The organism is Pirellulales bacterium (genome assembly GCA_019694455.1).
Lineage (GTDB): Bacteria > Planctomycetota > Planctomycetia > Pirellulales > JAEUIK01 > JAIBBY01.
The window spans coordinates 16,642-32,742 of sequence record JAIBBY010000054.1 but is presented as its reverse complement, the minus strand read 5'-3'; the positions used below and the strand labels follow the sequence as shown (position 1 = coordinate 32,742).

Annotated in this window: 11 protein-coding genes; 4 read left to right on the top strand and 7 right to left on the bottom strand. The window is 61.2% G+C overall.

The window, feature by feature from the left end; translation table 11 throughout:
* Nucleotides 1–348 precede the first annotated feature (348 nt).
* Nucleotides 349–486: a hypothetical protein gene (locus tag K1X71_17585; protein MBX7074957.1), complete on the bottom strand. Its 138-nt coding sequence runs from the start codon at nt 484–486 to the stop codon at nt 349–351.
* A 276-nt stretch (nt 487–762) separates the two neighbouring features.
* Nucleotides 763–2,124 carry a cytochrome P450 gene (locus K1X71_17580; protein MBX7074956.1) on the bottom strand — a complete coding sequence of 454 codons (1,362 nt, stop codon included), beginning with the start codon at nt 2,122–2,124 and terminating at the stop codon, nt 763–765.
* A gap of 181 nt (nt 2,125–2,305) precedes the next feature.
* Between K1X71_17580 and K1X71_17575 the strand changes: the two genes are divergently transcribed.
* A complete protein-coding gene (locus K1X71_17575) occupies nt 2,306–2,908 on the top strand; it encodes a TetR/AcrR family transcriptional regulator (GenBank protein MBX7074955.1) in 603 nt (200 codons plus the stop codon).
* 309 nt (nt 2,909–3,217) lie between these two features.
* On the opposite strand, the gene K1X71_17570 is transcribed toward K1X71_17575, so the two are convergent.
* Both K1X71_17570 and K1X71_17565 read right to left on the bottom strand, forming a co-directional pair.
* Complete coding sequence (locus K1X71_17570; GenBank protein MBX7074954.1) at nt 3,218–3,652, bottom strand: VOC family protein; 435 nt, start codon at nt 3,650–3,652, stop codon at nt 3,218–3,220.
* 79 nt (nt 3,653–3,731) lie between these two features.
* The gene (locus K1X71_17565; GenBank protein MBX7074953.1) at nt 3,732–6,626 is read right to left on the bottom strand and encodes a CHAT domain-containing protein; all 2,895 of its coding nucleotides are present in this window, start codon (nt 6,624–6,626) and stop codon (nt 3,732–3,734) included.
* Nucleotides 6,627–6,978: 352 nt separating this feature from the next.
* On the opposite strand from K1X71_17565, the gene K1X71_17560 reads away from it, so the two are divergent.
* Both K1X71_17560 and K1X71_17555 read left to right on the top strand, forming a co-directional pair.
* Complete coding sequence (locus K1X71_17560) at nt 6,979–8,376, top strand: 3' terminal RNA ribose 2'-O-methyltransferase Hen1 (protein ID MBX7074952.1); 1,398 nt, start codon at nt 6,979–6,981, stop codon at nt 8,374–8,376.
* Between the two features lie 36 nt (nt 8,377–8,412).
* Nucleotides 8,413–11,019 carry a polynucleotide kinase-phosphatase gene (locus K1X71_17555; protein ID MBX7074951.1) on the top strand — a complete coding sequence of 869 codons (2,607 nt, stop codon included), beginning with the start codon at nt 8,413–8,415 and terminating at the stop codon, nt 11,017–11,019.
* Nucleotides 11,020–11,029: 10 nt separating this feature from the next.
* Here K1X71_17555 and K1X71_17550 read toward each other — a convergent pair whose 3' ends face one another.
* Complete coding sequence (locus K1X71_17550; protein MBX7074950.1) at nt 11,030–11,188, bottom strand: hypothetical protein; 159 nt, start codon at nt 11,186–11,188, stop codon at nt 11,030–11,032.
* 71 nt (nt 11,189–11,259) lie between these two features.
* On the opposite strand from K1X71_17550, the gene K1X71_17545 reads away from it, so the two are divergent.
* Entirely contained in the window at nt 11,260–11,514 is a 255-nt protein-coding gene (locus K1X71_17545) for a hypothetical protein (protein ID MBX7074949.1), read from the top strand.
* Nucleotides 11,515–11,860: 346 nt separating this feature from the next.
* Here K1X71_17545 and K1X71_17540 read toward each other — a convergent pair whose 3' ends face one another.
* A complete protein-coding gene (locus K1X71_17540) occupies nt 11,861–13,039 on the bottom strand; it encodes an SGNH/GDSL hydrolase family protein (protein MBX7074948.1) in 1,179 nt (392 codons plus the stop codon).
* A 41-nt stretch (nt 13,040–13,080) separates the two neighbouring features.
* The gene (locus K1X71_17535; GenBank protein MBX7074947.1) at nt 13,081–16,086 is read right to left on the bottom strand and encodes a c-type cytochrome; all 3,006 of its coding nucleotides are present in this window, start codon (nt 16,084–16,086) and stop codon (nt 13,081–13,083) included.
* Between the last annotated feature and the right edge of the window lie 15 nt (nt 16,087–16,101).

Below are 16,101 nucleotides of genomic sequence, written 5' to 3'. Positions count from 1 at the left end.
TGCGCCCCGCAACTTTTTTTGCTGACCCCCTGACCCCCACCCCCATCATTTGCCGCTGGCCGGCGCGATGAGCGCGAAACAAAAACTGCCGGGTAGCTCCGCCCGTTCCCATGCCCCTCGATTGCTTTGGGAGCTTGGAAGTACCTTTCGGCAAGCAAGTCTCCCGACGCGCGGCGCCCGTTCCCGCTGGCCATGCGGGCCGCCATCGCCAGGAAGAACCTACCGGGCCGCTGACCAGCTTCCGCCAGTTTGGAAACCCCTCTCGAAAACCCGCGAATTTGTGCGCGCGCTTGGGGTGCGGTCCACCGCGTTGACGTTGTGGAGATTTTGCCCCCCCCGGTCCCCCGGTCAGTTCGGTTTGCTGGTCGCGCTCGCCACGATGGCCAGCACGGCTTGCCGTAGCGGTTCGGAGAGCTTCGGCCACGCCTCGATTAGGGCCGCCAACTCGGGGTTTTCTTGCGCCAAAAGCGCCAAGCAATCCGCCAAGACAGAATCGCGATTTCCCGAAGTCTCGACGCGACAATCGTTTGTATCGAGGGGGCAGCGGACTTCTAATCCGCAGGTTGCTGGTTCGATTCCAGCCGGGCGTACTAAAGTCTTCTCTCGCAAAACAGCAAACCGTCGCCGCCGTCGAGGCTTGGTAGGGCCGCCAGGGCCTCGCTACGCTCGCCCATGCCGACATGGCTGTAGCGGAGAATTGTGTCCACCTTGAGTTGGCATGGTAGCGAGTGTGACGCGAGCTGTCCTGCCTGGCACAGTTCATCAGCCTCGATGATCGAGCGTCACGACCGCTCCCAGTTGCGGGGCGAGGCCGATCTGTCGGTGGACGATCTTTTCGTCGGGAGCAGTCGTCAAGCGAAACCGAGCGTGTTGCAGAATCGTGCGTAGGATGACTCGCATTTCGAAGAGTGCGAAGGGACCACCCAGGCATCTTCTCGCTCCTCCCCCGAGCGGAATCCAGGCGTAGGGATCGGCGTCACGCTCCAAAAATCTTTCCGGTCGAAACCTCAGCGGTTCCGGGTAAATGTCGGGCCGGCGATGCACGTGGAATATGAACGGCACGACAAACATGCCGGCCGGCACTGTGAGCCCATCCAACTCCAACGGTTGAACCACGTAGCGGGCAGTGATCGGAACCGCCGGACGAACTCGCATCGACTCTTTGATGACGGCGTCCAAATAGCTGTCGTCGCCGACCGAAATCGTGTCATCGAGTCGCCGAAGCACGTCTGCATGGCGCACCATGCGTTCGGCGGTCCAGCACAGTTGCAGGGCGGTGGCCTCCTGGCCAGCCAAGAGCAAGGTGCGCAAGGTATTCAGTATCTCGTCGTCAGACATGCCAATTTCTTGGCTGTCGGTCGCTCTCAGGAGCATCGAGAGCACATCCGGGCGGTCGGTTTGCCCTTGCAGTCGTCGTTCTTGCAGCTCCTCACGCATCGGTAGATCCATGGCGGTCACAAGCGAGCGAAGTCGAGAGAAGCCGACAGTCCAGCGGCCACCGCGCGCGATCCCTAGCACCAGGGCGAGCAAAAACCGCTTCGAGCCGAGCTCTGCCGAGATTGCCATAGCATGTTGGCGAACCTGTTCGCGCCGCTTCACATCTGCGAGTCCAAACACGATTTCGAGCATCACTTCCAGGGCAAGTGCCTGCATGGAGCTTGTCAGGCTGACGCTCTCCCCCCAGGGCCATCGCTGGAGCATCCGCTCGGTTGCCGCGACCATTGAGGGCTCGTAGACACTCAGTCGCTGACCCTGCATGGACGGAAGCGTCATCCGCCGCCAACGAATGTGCGACGGACCTTCAAGGTGCACGACTGGTCCGAGGGCCACTTCGTCGGGTGTTAGGCGGCGAAGGACTTCGCTGAACTGGAGCACGCCGGAGTCCGCGAGAAATACTCGCTTGATATCAGCGGGATTGGTGAGGCAAACCCATGTGCCGTGACCCGGCATTTTGAGAGTGAACCGATCGCCGAGTTGCGCACAGCGTTGAAGAAACCGTTCGGGCGACGACCAGTATTCCCAGGCCTGCCGAACGGCGCCAACGCCCGGACCAGGTAGAGATTGTACGTCGAAAAGACCAGAAAGAGGCTGATTAGCCGAGTCTTGCACGGTTGTCGCGATCATAACCAAAGCTCCCTGAGACGGCGCGCTCCGGAACACAACCGACTCACCGGTCGGTTTTGGCATTAAATCGAGTTGGCCAGCGATTTTCAATAAAGACACCCAATTTTTTCCAAAATGAATCCCAGGCTTGTCCACAAACTTGTTAAAATCGACTGGCCAGTCGCCCCAGGACACCAATCTCGTGCCGAATATTACTCGCAAGCTCGTCACGAAGCAGACGTCCATCTTGGAGAGTGCCGTCGCGTTGTTCGCCGAGAGAGGGTTTGCTGCGACCGAGATGGACGCGATCGCAGCAGCAGCCGGAGTGGCGAAGGGCACCGTCTACCACCACTTCAAGAGCAAGGAAGACCTGTTCCTGGCGGCGGCCGCGCGGACGGTCGCCGAACTGAGAGAGTTCATCTTCGAAACAATTGCCTGTATTGATGACCCGGTCGCCGTTATTCGCACCGCTTGTCGCGCCGTGGCACGCTACAGCCAAAAGCACCCCGACGCCGTTGAACTCTTCGTCCAACAGCGCGCAGTGTTTCGCGACAACTCGCCGCTTATGCTGCTGATTGCCGGCCGGGATGAAGTGCAGCCGTACTTCGTTGACGTGGTGCGGCGCGGTATCACTGCGGGCGTCTTCCGCGACGTTGACCCGGAAGAGCCGGTCCGCGCGATCTCGAACATGCTATACGGGTTGGTCGTCAGCAGTTTTTTGGAAGGCGCCGCGGAGAAGCTCGTGACAAGAGCCGATCTGCATGTCGGATTGATCCTTGACGGTCTGATGAAACGGTCAGATTGATAGAAAGATGGCACGATCGCATGAGCCAGACATCAAGACGCGACCGTGCCTTCTCACTCTCCGCTGCCCCGCGACCGGGTTCAGAATCTGGAGTCAGTCGGAAACAAGTGGACCGCCGGAGAACTCTTTACGACATGCAGAGTTTGAGCGGGCACTGCATTCGCTTCGCTTTACAAGCCTGGGAGACCAGAGTTTGTCGCGCCGGGACGACGCATAATCGGTTTCGGTGCTATCTTGAGGGGTTGACTGGTCGACGCTGGCAGCGAGCAGGCCACGCCAAACTCGAGTCCCGCGCCCTACCTGCCGGCCTTAGCCAAGCTGCTCGGCCAGCGCGACAATGATGCCCTCGGGTCCGCGGATGTAGGCAAGCCGGCACGAGTCCTCGTACTGCATTTCGCCAATGACCTCTGCGCCATGCGCGCGCAGGCGCGCTACCACCACATCGATTTCATCAACGGCGAACATAATTCGACGGATCCCCAGCGTGTTGACCGGCGCGTCCACCGGCCCAAATCGGATCGCATCGGGCGTGTGGAACTTATCCAACTCAATGCCCTGCCCGTCGGGCGTGCGCAACATCGCCAGGGTAGCTCGGACATCCTCCAGTCCGATCAGTTGTCCAACCAAAGGCCCTTCGACTGTCGTCTCGCCCTCCAGCCTGAGGCCCAGTTCGATGAAAAACGCCTTGGTGGCTTCAAGGTCGTCGACAACGATGAGCACGTTGTCCATTCGCATTAGCGTCATACCCTTCCTGACCTTCGCGACTGCCTTCGACTTTAGCCGGACGTCGTACTTATTCCGCGCCACCGCACGCCAACCAGCCTCAACCCGGACCAATCAGCACGAACGTCGACCAATAGTACGGACTCTGCCATTTCGCTTGCTTGCGAATCCAGCGCTTGGCCTCGCACAGGGCCCGTGCGTAGTCGGGCGTCTGTCCGTCGTGTTCCTGCTTCGCCAGTTGAGCGCAGTAATAACTGACAAGACTCGCCGCCGCCTCGTCGTCGACCAGCCAGTTGCTGGCCACCACGCGCCGCGCGCCGGCCACCAGAAATCCGCGCGAGAGCGACCACACCCCTTCGCCCTGCTGGTTCGGCCCGTAGTTCGTCTGGCACGCGCTCAAGATCGACAAATCGCACGCCCGCAAATCGAGCTGATAAATCTCGGGCAGCGACAAAAATCCATCGTCGGCCGCGCCGCCGGTATCCGGCGCCAGCGCCAGCGCTCCAAAAAAGTTGCCGTACGATTGGTCGGCCAGGCCATGACACGCCAGGTGCACAATGCGCCGCCCGGCGACATTGCCGCGAACCATCCGCTCCGTGGCCAATTTCCCTTTGAGGATCGCCGCCTTGACCCCTTGCTTGCCAAAAACCTCCGTCACCCAAGTCGCTTCCTGCCCTGAATACGGCAGACGCGCAAGCTGTCCGCCCAGCCCGCCGTAACGCGCCGAGGTCGCGCCCGCTGGCTCCGCGGCATACGCCGGATCGCCCACCGCCAACACCGGCTCGCGATTGGCGGGCACTTCACCAGCCGGCCGCGTGGCCAGATTCAACAAAATCGTCGCCGACGGCGCATACTGGATTGGCGGCCCAACATCGACCAGATATTCCGGCGCGGCGCCCGCATTGGTCACCAACGCCTCAAAAGGCAACTGCGCCAGCGGGCCGTCGGGCACAATCACCAACTGCTTCACGCTGCCATCCAGCAGGCGCGCCCGAATCGCCTCGGGCGTCAGCAGCGTCCACAGCGCGGCCAGCTTGTCGATAGCGCTAGATGACTTCTCCGGCTTGGACAACAATTGCAACACCCCATCGCCAGCCTCGTTGGCCAGCATCGTCTGCGCGTCATAAGCCGTTAGCTCACCAGCGGCCAGCCCCAGCGATTGAGCTTGCTGGTCGTTCACAACAATCTTCTCGTCGCGCGGCATGTCGTCGGGACCGCCGACTGACAGCACATGGACGCCGTACTTCGAGATGGAGTAGTACAGTGCGATGGCGCTGCGCTCGCCGAGCCAGGTCTGAAGATGCGGCAAATCGATCGGTTTGAGTTGTTGACCGACAATGTCCCGAAACTTAGGACTCGCCGTGCGAATGGCGGAGTACGCTTCGACGGCCTGATGTCGAGCGACAGCCAGCGCGCTCCGCAGCCGTTGCAACTCCTGCTTTCGGCCCGACTCGTCGAGATCTTCGCGAAGCGGCAGAACCTCCAGTTGGCGCTCGATGCTCGCGATTTCAGCATAAGCTTGCTGTTCAGCCTGCTCCAAGGCTTGTCGCTGTTCTGCCGGCAGGCCCTCGAGCAAATTGACATGGGCGCTGGCCATCTGCTCCAACAGCGAGCGGTTGCGACCTCGCTCCAAGGCTTGAAAACCTGCGTCAAACTGGCCGTCATCCAAGTAGTACTGCGCCGGCACGATGAAGCGGTCTTGCAGCACCCCGTAAGACTCACTGCGCTCATGCGCGCCGCCAATGAACGAAGCGCGTTCCTCGTCGGCCAGTCGCATGCCCGCTTCAAAGTCGGCCTGCCCCTTTTCGCGATGTCCCGCGTTCCACGCGGCCAGGCCTCTCAGATAGCGTATTTCCGCCCGATCTGAGTGACTCCCCTCGGCGGCTTCCGTGATCGAGAGCGCCAGGTCGTACAGCGTTTCCGCCTCGCTGTACTGTTTGCGAATACTTAATACGCGGCCGATATCCACCAGGTCTTGCGCCAGCTCTGTCGATTTTGCGCCGTAAATCTGTTCGTCAGCCACCAAGGCGCGGCGAAAGACCGCTTCCGCCTCGTCCAAGCGATCTTGGGCGAAGTAGAGGTGCCCCAAGCCGTCGAGCGCGTCGACAAAGGGACTTTCCGCCCCCATCGCCGCGGCGATGTTTTCTCGCGCCTGAAGATGGTACTTTTCCGCCTCGTCGTACCGGTGACGTAAGGTGCAGATCGTGCCCAGGCTCTCCAGGCAGGTGGCCACTTTTTTGGGGTTGCCAATTTCCTCGCTCAAGGCGACGGCCTCTTTCAGGAACGACTCGGCCTCGTCTCGGCGACCGAGTTGCATATACAACAATCCCGTGTTGCACAAGTTGATTCCCACCGTACGGTGTCGCCAGCCGTGATTCTTCACGTGGATCGACCGCGCCTTGGCGTACAACGCTTCGGCTTCGGCGAATTGCTCCAGGCCGACGTAGCCGAGCGCCATGTTTTCGAGCGACATGGCGACCTGCGGCGACTCGGCGCCCCAATTGGCTTGTCGAATCGCCAGCGCCCGCTGATGCATGCGAATCGCCTCGCCGTAGCGGCATTGCTTGTTAAAACAGCTCGCGAGATTGTTGAGCGCGTCGGACAAGACCAAATTGTGAGGTCCCCAGCGCGCTTCGAAGATCGCGATCGAGTCCTTGGCCATGCGTTCGGCGTCTTGAAATCGTCCCCACTCGAAGTACACCGCCGATAGGTCAGTCAGCGCGGCGGAGTGCATGTCCGAACCTTGGCCGAATTGGCGCAGCGCATAGTCGAGCATGGTGCGTCCCACCGACTCGGCGTCTTGATAACGCCCCTGGTGGAGCAACTCGGTCAGTTGATGTTCGTACTGCAACATGGTCGGGTCGGCCAGCGCGACCGATGCGCCCAAAAAGACGGCGCATCCCATCACGATCAAGCGACCTGCAAGGCAAAAGCTCGCTCGCCTGGCTCGATGGCCAAGCGAACCGATCGCGCCGGCGGCATGAATAGCGGACATGCGTTGTCCCCCGTAATAAGCGTCGTGGATAATGTGCGCAACCGTGATACGGACCGGCCTAGAGAACTGTGACACTCCCCCGCCAAAAAGTTTACCCCCCGAGGTCGGTGCAAGCAGCGCTGCCGGAGCATAGAATGCCGACGCCCGAGCCCGTCCGAGGGATCCACTTCGAGGAAGGCTCCGAAATGTTCGAGAAGCTTCAAATCATGCTCAGAAACAACCGCATCCAGCGCTGGTTCGGCGGGCGGAACTAATCAGCGGCCAGCGCGCCGCTTTTGCGACGGCGCGAACCATTGATCGCCAAATGGCGTCTAGCCTCGCTTGCGGCAAACCGCCATGATTGGATCTGCATATGCTCTTGACCATCAACACCACGCGCCCATCCGCCGACGACCTTGGCTACTTGCTGCATAAGCATCCAGCGCGATTTCAGTCTTTCGATCTCAGCTTTGGGCAGGCGCACGTTTTCTATCCCGAAGCAAATCCCGATTCTTGCACCGCCTGTTTGCTGCTCGATGTCGATCCAGTTGGCATCGTGCGGGGCAAGAACATAACACACTTCATGCTGGCGCAGTATGTGAACGACCGACCTTATGCGGCCTCGTCCTTCATGAGTGTGGCGATCGCGCAGGTGTTTGGCTCGGCGCTGTCAGGCCGCTGCGATGCGCGGCCAGAATTAGCCAACACGCCCATGCCGCTTTCGGCCCGGATCGATGTGCTCCCCGTCCGCGGCGGCGAGCAGATGTTGGGTCGACTGTTTGAACCACTGGGCTACGAAGTCGAGGTCCGAAGGGCAGAACTGGATGAGCGATTTCCCGAATGGGGCGATTCCCCGTACTTCTCGGTCTCAATAAGTAAGGTGACCACGCTCCGCGATCTGTTGGTCCACCTGTATGTGCTCATTCCGGTGTTCGACAACCACAAGCATTACTTCGTAGGTGACGACGAATTGGAAAAACTCCTCAAGAAAGGCGATGGCTGGTTGGCCGATCATTCTGCCAAGGAGGAGATTGCTCGACGCTATTTGAAGTTTCGACCGAGCCTGTTCCGCGCCGCGCTCGCGCGCCTTGATGAAATGAACGACGCTGCCGAGGAGAATCCCAGCGAGCGGCCGGCCGATGCGAGCGAAGCGCTGCTAGAGAAGCCGCTCAGCTTGAACGAGCAGCGGCTGGGCGCTGTGCTGGCCGCATTGCGCGCGGCGGGAGCCGCCAGCGTCTTGGACCTTGGCTGCGGCGAAGGAAAGTTGCTCCGAGAATTGTTGCCGGTGCGCGCCTTCACTCGAATCATCGGGCTGGATGTCTCAGTTCAATCCTTGCAACGTGCGGCGCAACGACTGGGTTACGATCGACTGCCTTCCATGCAAAAGGATCGCATCACCTTGCTCCACGGGTCGTTGATGTATCGCGACAAACGACTATCAGGCTTTGACGCGGCCGCGGTCGTCGAAGTCGTTGAGCACCTCGATCCGCCCCGACTGAAGGCGTTCGAGCGGGTATTGTTCGAGTTTGCCCGTCCCAAGACCATCGTTTTGACCACGCCGAACCAGGAATACAACGTGATGTGGGAATCGCTTCCGGCGGGCACGTTTCGCCATGCCGATCACCGCTTCGAATGGACGCGCGAGCAATTCCAAGCTTGGTCGCGCGCCATGGCTGAACGCTTCGGCTATTCAGTCCGTTTCTTGCCGATTGGAATGGAAGCCCCCACAGTCGGTTCTCCGACGCAAATGGGCGTCTTTCATCGTGACTGACCAAGTCGCTAGCGCGGCAGTGCGGGTGCGTGGCACATGCAGATCAAGATTCCAAAATTGTCGTTGGTCGTGTTGATCGGCCCAAGCGGGTCGGGCAAGAGCACCTTCGCGCACAAACACTTCTTGCCAACCGAGGTGTTGTCGTCGGACCGTTGCCGTGGCTTGGTTAGCGACGACGAGAACGATCAGGCCGCGACGGCTGACGCGTTCGCCGTCTTGCATTTTATTGCCGCCAAGAGACTGGCTCTGGGCAAGCTGACGGTGGTCGACGCAACCAATGTGCAACCCGATGCGCGCAAGCCGCTTGTGGAGTTGGCGCGACAATACCACTGCCTGCCAGTAGCCATTGTTCTCAACCCTTCGGAGCGTATCTGTCAGGACCGCAACCGCGAGCGGGCCGATCGCAACTTCGGCCCGCACGTCGTTGCGCAGCAGCGCTCGCAACTTCGTCGCGGACTTCGCCAACTAAGCCGCGAGGGCTTCCGCCATGTGTTCGTGCTCGAAACTCCCGAAGAGATCGACGCCGCAAACATCGAGCGAGTTCCGCTCTGGAACGACCGTCGTGATGAACATGGACCGTTCGACATTATTGGCGATGTCCACGGTTGTTGCGACGAACTTGAGTCGTTGCTACGCCAACTCGGCTATCAGACGGTTCAAAGCGAATGCGCCGGCCAGAACGCGACGCCTGCCTATGCGCATCCGGCGGGCCGCAAGGCGGTGTTTGTCGGCGATTTGGTGGATCGTGGGCCCCGCATACTCGACACGTTGAACCTCGTGCGCAATATGGTCTCGACCGGCGCCGCGTTCTGCGTGCCGGGCAATCACGACATCAAGTTGCTGCGAAAGTTGCGAGGTCGACAGGTGCAAATCACTCATGGGCTGGCCGAGACGCTGGCCGAGATCGACGCCCTTGAAGTCACCGACGACGAACGCCGCAAGCTTTGCGATGGTATTTCCGATTTTCTCGATGGCCTAGTTAGTCATTACGTGTTTGACAACGGCCGGCTGGTTGTCGCTCATGCTGGCATGAAGCAAGAGATGCAAGGCCGTGGCTCCGGACGAGTGCGCGACTTTGCCCTCTACGGAGAAACGACTGGTGAGACCGATGAATTCGGTCTGCCAGTGCGCCACAATTGGGCCGCTGAATACCGTGGGCAGGCGATGGTTGTCTATGGCCACACGCCGGTGCCCGAACCAGAGTGGTTCAATCGAACAATCAACATCGATACGGGCTGTGTGTTCGGCGGCAAGCTGACGGCGCTGCGCTATCCAGAGAAGGAACTTGTTTCTTGCCCGGCCCGGCACACTTATTGTCAGCCAACCCGCCCATTCCTCGACGTCGACCAACTGGCGCCCGCGCTGTCCGCCCAGCAACAGCATGATGACCTGCTCGACGCCGAGGATGTGCTTGGTAAGCGACTCGTCTCGACCCGATTGCGCGGCAATGTGACGGTGCGCGAAGAGAATGCGACCGCGGCGCTCGAAGTGATGAGCCGGTTCGCGGCCAATCCCAAATGGCTCATCTACTTGCCGCCGACGATGTCGCCATCGGAAACCTCGCTCGAACCTGGCTTGCTCGAACATCCCGCCGACGCGTTTTCGTACTTCCGCAATCAAGGCTGCCCACAAGTTGTTTGTCAGCAAAAGCACATGGGCTCGCGGGCGGTTGTGATTGTTTGCCAAGACGAGCGGGTGGCGCAACTGCGGTTTGGGGTCATGGAAGATGAAATCGGCATTGTCTACACCAGGACAGGGCGTCGGTTCTTCAACGACGCCGAAATGGAGCGCCAATTTCTGACTCGCGTCCAATCGGCGCTCAGCGCCGCCGGATTTTGGAATGAATTTCAAACATCCTGGATTTGCCTAGATTGTGAGCTAATGCCGTGGTCGGCCAAGGCCCAGGAACTATTGCGGTCGCAATACGCCGCGACCGGGGCCGCTGGACGAGCCTCATTGCCGCAGGCGGTGGCAAAGCTGGAGCAGACAATTGTCCGTCTAAACGACGAAGAAAAAGCAAAATCGCAAGCAGTCGCCGCGGCATTTCAAGCGCGCGCCGAGAACATCGGAAAATTTGTTGCGGCCTATCGGCAATACTGCTGGCACGTGGAAACGCTTGACGATCTCAAGCTGGCCCCGTTTCACCTGTTGGCAACCGAAGGTCGCGTGCATACCGACAAGAGCCACGTTTGGCACATGGAAACGCTGGCCCGAATCTGCCGTGAAGACACTGACCTGCTGTTGGCCACGCCATTTGAGGTCATCGACGTGACCGACGCCGATAGCCAGGTTCGCGCCATTAAGTGGTGGACTGATTTGACCGAACGGGGAGGCGAAGGAATGGTCGTCAAGCCACACGACTTTATCTTCAAAGGACGCAAAGGACTGGTTCAACCAGCCCTCAAATGTCGCGGGCGCGAGTATCTGCGCATTATCTACGGCGCGGACTATGACCAGGAGCACAATCTTCACCGTTTGCGTAATCGCGGACTTGGCCCCAAGCGATCGCTCGCGCTGCGCGAGTTTGCTCTAGGTGTCGAGGCATTGGAGCGATTCGTTCGCCAAGAGCCGCTTCGCCGGGTCCACGAGTGCGTTTTCGGCGTGCTTGCCTTGGAAAGCGAGCCCGTCGATCCGCGACTGTGAGTCGCCCCCATCAGTCCCCTCTCGGCACCAGCAGCGCCAAGATCGTCTGCGCATACAGTCGGTGCCCAAAATCGTTCGGGTGGTTCAGCCCGTTGCCCGTCAGGTCCAGATCGTGCCGGTGAACCATATGCTCCGCACAGACTGGGTTCTTCTCTGCCGACGTCGACACGCACTCGCCGTGGTATAATGGACAAACGGCCAACGTGCCATTGCCTCCGGACTCAACGACGGTGCAAGTAGATGACGACGACGGAACGCGACCTCCAGCAATTCACGCAGTTTGTGCATAGCCATCTGAGCAGCGGCAATGCCGACTCAACTCTTGACGAGTTGTTCGACCTTTGGCGCCTTGAGAACCCACCCCTCGCGGAACGTGCGGCAAATGTCGCCGCGATCGCCGCCGCCATCGCCGATCTGAGACGCGGCGAACTTGGCGCCCCCGCTGGTGAAAATTCGCGACAGCTTCGACGGGACTTCGGCATTGCCGATCAATGAAGTTTCGAGTTTTCGAACTGACCAAGGCTCAATGGGACAAACGGCGCATCTTCGCGTGGCTGTTTGAACGGTCGCCGCAGGGCGCCGCCGCATGGCTCGCAGCGTACGATCAAATGGTTGCGCGACTATCCGACGTGGCCGGGTCGCTCCCAGTCGCGCCGGAGAACAGTGATCTCGACTTGGAAGTTCGACAGATTCTGTTCAAAACCAGGCATGGCAGAGTCTACCGAGCGATTTGCCATATCGATGGTGAGAACGTCCACATCCTACGTGTCCGCGGCCCAGGCCAGCCGCCACTTTCGGACGATGAGCTTCGCTGAGCGCGGGCTTCCTCACCTCCCCCCCACTACCCCCCTCTCGGCGCCAGCAGCGCCAAGATCGTCTGCGCATACAGTCGGTGCCCAAAATCGTTCGGGTGGTTCAGCCCGTTGCCCGTCAGGTCCAGATCGTGCTTATGCCGCAACAGTGCTTCCCAAATGGCGGTCACGTCGGCCAGCGCCACGCCGTTGCCGGTGAGCGCGGCCAGCGCGTCGCGATACAAGGGAAACATCTCCCGCGGCGTGTGAATCCATTCGCCATGGCCGATCATCGGCGCCACCAAGATCAGTTCAATTTCCGGGTCGGCCTGCCGTACTTGCTCGACCAGGGCATGCGTCCGCTCCTTGAACCAGGCCGGGTCGCGGCGCCCCACGTCGTTCATGCCATAAGCCACAATGATCAGTTGTGGCTTATCGGCCAAGAGTTGTGGCAGGTCGTCAATCCCGTTGGCGATGCTCCACCCGGCGATCGCTCGATTGACCAGCTTCACCTCGCCGCCATAGGTCGCTTCAAGCTGCGCGGCGACCAGATCGGGATAGGCCGCCTGCCCAGGCGCCGCCGCCACCACGCCCGAGGCGTTGTACCCCGCGCTGATACTGTCGCCAGAGACACCAATCGTCAGCGGCTGTTTGGCCCGCAATCGCGCCAGCGTTTTCGCAAGCGCCGCTTCCTGCAAGCTCGGCACGGCGCTGGGCCACGGCGCCGACCGTCGCCGGTACGTCACCTCGAATTGGCGATCGTGGAACCAAGACCCCGGCCCATACAACATATTTTGCTCAGGATGCCCCACGCGATGCGCATAACCGTCGCCGCTAGCCGCCGAGGGAAAAAGGTCGCTCCCCTTCACAAACTGCGGCGCGCTCTCCGATGTAAAAATCACCTCGCCGCCGTCCGCCGACAACCGCGCATCGCGGCCAATCTCCAACTTGCGCTGGCCATCCGCAGACCGCACCTCCAATAGCTCGCTCGCCGCCCAGCCCAGCCGCCCCGAAATCTCACCATCGGCCGTAAGCTGCATCGGCAAAACGCTCTCGCCGTAGACCACGGTCGAGTCCCAAATCGGCGCCAACAGATGCAGCTCCGGCAGCATCCGCGTCACTGCGGCCCGCTCCACCGCGCGAGGTTTCGGTTCCCCCGCCGCGCTGCAGAGCGATGCGAACAACGATGTCAAAAGCGCCACTACGGCGGCCACAGTCATTTGCTGCATCGGAGTGCTTTCTTCGGAGGGACGGACAGACAATCCAGGCGCTACTCTGCCGCCATCACCTGGCTCTGCGACATCAAATACGCCACCAAATCGCGAATCTCCTCCGGCGCGAGCAAGTCCACTAGCCCCTCGGGCATCAGCGACTGCGTCGAGTCGGCTGTTTCGTCAATGTCGTTCACGTCGATCGATAGCTTGTCGGTCGGCGTCTGCACCTCCCAAGTCGCCTCGGTCTTGCTCAAGATCACCCCTTGGATCACTCGCCCGTCGGTCAGCGCCAGGGTCGACATGCGAAAGCCCGGCGCCAACGTGGCGCTGGGGTCGATCACGTTCTCCAACAAGTACGCCAGGTTCGAACGCTGAGCCCCCGTCAGGTCAGGTCCGATCTTGCCTCCTTCGCCAAATAGCGTGTGACATTTGGCGCACGATTTGTCCCACAGCCTTCGCCCGCGACCGGCCTTGGCCTGCCCCAGCGACTCGGGCGTAAGCCGTCCGCGCACCTCGGCGATTCGCGCCTGCTTGTCGGCCGATATCGGCCGCAATTCTGGCCAGACCGCCCGCAGCTTGTCTTGAATCTCCGGCTGCTCGAACGCCTGCATCTGCCGCACCTGAAAAATCGAAACAAAGTCGCGCGAGATGGCGCCGCCCTCGATCGCCCGCAATAGCGCCAAGGCCGATGTCGGTCGCGCGATCAGTGTTTCCAGCGCGGCGTCTTGCGCCGTAGGTATCAAGCCAGGAAAGCGCCGCACGATCAACTCCGCCGCGGCCGGGTTGTCGAACGATGCCAGCCCGCGCACCGCGCTGGCCGCCAGGTCGCCGTCGCCCAACAGCGCCTCAAAGATCGCCTCGCAACCTTCCGCCCGCGCTTCGGCCAATGCCTCCACGGCCGAGCGCCGCGTGTCCAGATCGGCCTCAGCACTGGCCGCTAACTTCTTTAGTTCGTCCAGCGCGACGCCATCGCCAAACACCACCGCCATCTCGCGTAGCCGTTGTCGCAGTTCCGCGTCGCCGTCAGCTTCCAAGGCGCTCGCCACCGCCTGCCAGTTCTCCGGCTGTGGCGCACGCCGGCGCCCGCGCAACCCTTCGGCCATGCCAGCCACCAGGTCGCGCCGCACCGCGGCGTCGTTACTTGCGCGCGCCGCTTCTAATAGCGCGGCCAACCCCGTCGGCGCGCGATCGGCCTCCTGCGTCAATCGCCGCGCGATGAATCGGCGCAAAAGCGGTATCTCGGCGCCCACGGCCAGCTTCACCGCCTGCGCCGGAAACAACGGTGTCGCCGCTTCGCAGCCATACCAGAGCAATAGCGGAAACTCCCGATCGTCCGCCAACTCCTCATGTGCGGCCAAACTGCCTGCGATCGCCAGTCGCTGCTCCGCCGGCAGTTTTTGCAATGCCGACGCCAGATACAACAACACCAGCCCAGACTGCTCCTCTTTCGCCAGTTGGGCCAATCGCTCGATAGCCCCATCAGACGCCGCACCGCGATCGACCAGCAGTCGCACGCCCCACGTCCGCACATGCTCATCGACGTGCGCCAACTGCTCCATCAGCCAGCCCTCGGGCGCCGCTCCGCAGGTGTACAGCGTCCACATCGCGCGTAACTGCAGCGCCACGTCCTGCTGTTCATCGAACAATCGCCGCAGCGCCTGCACGGTCTTTTGAAAATCTCCCCCCGCCGCCGCCCGTTCGGTCAACAGTCGCTGCGCCTGTCGTGCGAACCACACATTCTCATGCTTCAATAGTTCGACCAGCGCCAGATTGTCCAGCCGCGCCAAATCGGCCGCTGCCGCTCGCTCGTGCGTCCCGTAGTCAATCTTGAAAATCCTGCCCGAGCTACGGTGGACGCCATCTAACTCATGACACTCTCCCACGTCGGTCCAATCCGCCACATATACTCCGCCGTCGGGGCCCGCCAACAGTTCGATCCCACGAAACCAAGGATCGGACCAAAAGAATTGATCTTGGCCATGATGAGCCACGTAACTCGCCCCCGCGCGCTCCAGATGATCGACATTCAATCGCCGTCCGTGCAGGTTGATCGTCAGCACCGCCCCGCGGTGCGGCGCCGGCCATTGATTTCCCTGATAGATCAACAGCCCCGAATGCGCGTGCCCGCCTCCCGCTTGGTCGGTGCTGCCGGTCACTCCGTGCCGAATATCGTTCCACTTCTCGGCGGTGTCCCAATGAAAATGGTCCGCCGTCTGCTCAATCAATTGATACACGTATGGGTTTGAGTCGGCGCCAAACATCCGCCGAAAATGCGCCCCCGGCACGGCGTGCCAAAGGTGGCCAATCACCGTGTTGATGAAGAACAACTCGCCATGCCGATCCCAGTCGTGCCCCCAGGGGTTGGTCGTGCCGTTGGCGACCATCTCAATCTGGCGCGTCTGCGGATGAAACCGCCAGATGCCCGGCCCAATCTCGACGCGCTCGCCTGCCTCCGCCCCCGGCGCGCCAACGTGTCCCACATGCGTAATGCCGTTGCGCCCATACAACCAGCCATCGGGGCCCCACTTCAGGCCGTTGGCAAAGTTGTGCCGGTTGGCCGGCGTCAGATCAAAGCCCTCCAGCACCGTCTGCGGCGGACCATCAATCCGGTCGTCGCCGTCGCGATCGGGCAAGAACAACAGTCGCGGCGGACAAAGCGCCCACAATCCCCCCGCGCCAATCTCAATGCTCGTCAGTTCCCTCGCGTCGTCCCAAAACACCGTGCGCTCGTCGGCCCGTCCGTCGTGGTCGGTGTCGGCCAAGCAAATGATCCGGTCGCGCACCGCCTCCAGTTCCGGCGTCGGCGCCACCGCGTAGGTGTAATTCTCAGCTACCCATAATCGCCCCCGCGCGTCGGTCGTCATGGCAATCGGTTGTCGTACCAGCGGCTCGCTGGCGAACACGCTCACCCGAAAACCCACCGGCACGCGCACCGCCCGAGCAACCTCCTCCGCCTTCGATAGCGCCGGCGCGTCGCGCTGCGTGTCGGGCGGGTCATCGGCCGCGGCACAGCACGGCGCGAAGGCAATGCCAAGCATCAACACAATCAACCCGTATCGCATGCGGCTCATCCCAGG